The sequence below is a fragment of the Cohnella sp. GbtcB17 genome (assembly GCF_019091135.1).
GTDB lineage: Bacteria > Bacillota > Bacilli > Paenibacillales > Paenibacillaceae > Cohnella.
This window is the reverse complement of the sequence record NZ_JAGXJW010000142.1, coordinates 1-1423: the sequence shown is the minus strand read 5'-3', so window position 1 is coordinate 1423 and position 1423 is coordinate 1. Positions and strand designations below refer to the sequence as shown.

The following is a 1423-nucleotide window of genomic DNA, read 5'->3' as shown; positions in this document are numbered from 1 at the left end:
GCCCTGACGTACATCTTCGGGATCGGCTAGACAACGTCCCAGAAGCTTCTTGCTACGGCAGAAATCAACCCCGACACTCGCGTACGCGATCTGACCGAAGACGAGCTCGCTCGTCTGCGCGATGCAATCGACAAGACGCAAAAGGTCGAGGGCGACCTGCGCCGCGAGATCGCGCTGAACATCAAGCGCCTGATCGAAATCGGCTGCTACCGCGGTGTCCGTCACCGTCGCGGCCTGCCTGTCCGCGGCCAACGTACGAAAACGAACGCCCGCACGCGCAAAGGTCCGCGTCGTACGGTAGCGAACAAGAAGAAGTAAGAAGGGAGGATAAAACAGCATGGCACAAAAAGGCAAGAAGGTTGTCCGCACGAAACGCCGCGATCGGAAAAACGTCGAGTCCGGCGTCGCGCACGTCCGCTCGACGTTCAACAACACGATCGTTACGATCACGGATCCGCACGGCAACGCGATCTCCTGGGCCAGCTCCGGCAACATGGGCTTCAAAGGCTCGCGTAAGAGCACGCCGTTCGCCGCGCAAATGGCTGCCGAGACGGCTGCCCGCGCTGCGATGGAACACGGCATGCGCGCCGTTGAAGTTATGGTCAAGGGTCCTGGCGCTGGCCGCGAAGCCGCGATCCGTTCCCTGCAAGCCGCAGGTCTTGAAGTCAGCATGATCAAAGACGTAACGCCGATCCCTCACAACGGCTGCCGTCCTCCGAAGCGTCGCCGCGTATAATATGCGCCACTATGTGGTATCAAACAAATACAACTTGTGAATAATGGTTGTAATGGTTAGGCATACTACATGGTTTGCCCAATTCGGTTATACTGGCTAAAGGGACTGTACGTCATCCCGGTTGACCGGACGGGCGAACAAACGGCAACGTCAGCAACGCAGCGACGTTTTGAAGGAGGGTTTGGTTGTGATTGTGATCGAGAAGCCAAAGATCGAATCGGTGGAGATTCAAGAAGACAAGAGGTACGGACGCTTCGTGGTAGAACCGCTCGAACGCGGCTATGGCATGACGCTCGGCAACTCCCTTCGCCGGATTTTGCTGTCGTCTCTGCCAGGCGCCGCCGTCATTTCGGTTCAGATCGATGGCGTGCTTCACGAATTCTCCACCATTCCTGGCGTGATTGAGGACGTCACCGAGATTATCCTCAACCTCAGGCGCCTCTCCCTGAAGATTCACTCGGACGAGGAGAAGGTGCTGGAGATCGATGCCGAAGGAGAAGGCATCATCACGGCTGGGGATATTCGGGCAGACAGCGACGTGGAGATCCTGAATCCGGATCTGCATATCGCCCCGCTGGCTTCCGGTGCGCGTCTTCACATGCGCAACTTCGCCAGACAGGGACGCGGCTACGTCCCGGCGGATCGCATCAAGAAGGAAGATCAGCCGAGCGGCGTCATTCCGATCGA

The 1423-nt window shown here is 58.0% G+C and carries 2 protein-coding genes and 1 pseudogene; all 3 read left to right on the top strand.

Annotation, left to right across the window (positions count from 1 at the left end; all coding sequences use genetic code 11):
* Window positions 1-318, top strand: a pseudogene (rpsM, locus tag KVT38_RS33350) (30S ribosomal protein S13); the annotation flags it as partial.
* 19 nt (window positions 319-337) lie between these two features.
* Entirely contained in the window at window positions 338-736 is a 399-nt protein-coding gene (gene rpsK, locus KVT38_RS33345; protein WP_217598039.1) for a 30S ribosomal protein S11, read from the top strand.
* Window positions 737-923: 187 nt separating this feature from the next.
* Window positions 924-1423, top strand: a 500-nt coding sequence (locus KVT38_RS33340; protein WP_217598038.1) for a DNA-directed RNA polymerase subunit alpha, incomplete at its 3' end; no start/stop codon positions are given.